Source organism: Microcoleus sp. N9_A2, from assembly GCF_036701775.1.
Classification (GTDB): Bacteria; Cyanobacteriota; Cyanobacteriia; order Cyanobacteriales; family Microcoleaceae; genus Microcoleus.
The window spans coordinates 1-1400 of sequence record NZ_JAUBRH010000153.1; the positions used below are offsets into that span (position 1 = coordinate 1).

The 1400-nt window shown below is 42.3% G+C and carries 1 protein-coding gene; it reads left to right on the plus strand.

Annotated features, from left to right (window positions below; genetic code table 11):
* Positions 1-1325, plus strand: a 1325-nt coding sequence (locus QUA44_RS30500) for a reverse transcriptase domain-containing protein (RefSeq protein WP_333310105.1), incomplete at its 5' end; no start/stop codon positions are given.
* Positions 1326-1400: the final 75 nt, after the last annotated feature.

A 1400-nucleotide genomic window follows, 5' to 3' on the forward strand; every position in this document is an offset into this window, starting at 1 on the left:
AAGCGAAGTTTGTATTAGATGCAGACATAGCAAAGTGTTTTGACCGCATCAACCATTATGAACTACTCCAAAAGTTGAACACAAGAGGCAAAGTCAGGAGGCAAGTAAAATCCTGGCTAAAATCTGGAGTAATCGACGATGGAGTATTCACTACTACATCTGAGGGTACGCCACAGGGTGGGGTCATTTCTCCACTACTAGCTAACATTGCCCTCCACGGTTTGGAGCAACACATAGAAAAAGAGTTTCCAACCAATTCAAATGGATACTTAAAAAAGTCAATTTCCCGATTTGGAAAATTTGTAGGCAGACCAAATATTATCCGGTACGCTGATGACTTTGTAATTTTATGTGAAGAAAAAACCTTAGTCCAAAGATGCCGAGAGATCATCTCGGAATGGTTAGCTGGCATGGGTTTAGAATTAAAACCTGAAAAGACGAGACTAACTCACACTTTCAAAAATGAATTAAGTGAGGATGGTAAAGCTGGATTTGACTTTTTAGGTCATCACATCCAGCAATACCCTGTTGGAAAACACCGGAGTAGTTTAGGTACACACGGTGAGATATTAGGTCTTAACACACTCATTACCCCAAATAAGAAGTCAAGTAAGGGACACCAAGAGGAAATCGGAAGAATCATCAAAAAACACAGGTCATCGCCACAAGCGGCGTTAATTAGAGACTTAAACCCTGTAATAAGGGGATGGACTTCTTTCTATGCAAAATCTGACGCTAAAACTGTTGGAGAACTCGCCAAACAAGATACCCTCACATACCTGAAACTTCGACGCTGGGCAAAACGCCGTTGCGGAAACATCAATGCAGGACATCGACTGTATTGGCACACCAGTGGCGGTGATAACTGGGTATTCTCAACCAGAGAAGAGGGAGCGAACCACCTTCGGTTACTAAAACATAGTGAATTCGAGTGTAGCAGCACTGACTATGTGAAAGTTAAAGGTGATAAAAGCCCCTATGATGGCGACCTAGTTTATTGGAGTTCAAGAATGGGGAAAAATCCTGATTTGCCAAGTAGGGTGTCAAAACTCCTGAAATGGCAGAAAGGGAAATGCCCTCATTGCGAATTTATTTTCAGAAATGGAGATGTAATGGAAGTTGACCACATCATCCCTAGAGCCATTGGAGGTAAGGATGAGTACAAAAATCTTCAACTATTGCATCGGCATTGTCACGATGTTAAAACTAAAACCGATTTGAAATTAATCAGGAAACATAACCTGGAACTCGTATCTTCAGGAAAGAAACCTCAAACAAATCGGAAGAAGGAGAAGCCCTCAAATGACAAGAGTACACCCGAGTAGCCGTGTGCGATGAAAGTCGCAAGCACGGTTCCGAATGGGAGGGAGAAGATGGTAACATCTTCTCTCGACCCTACC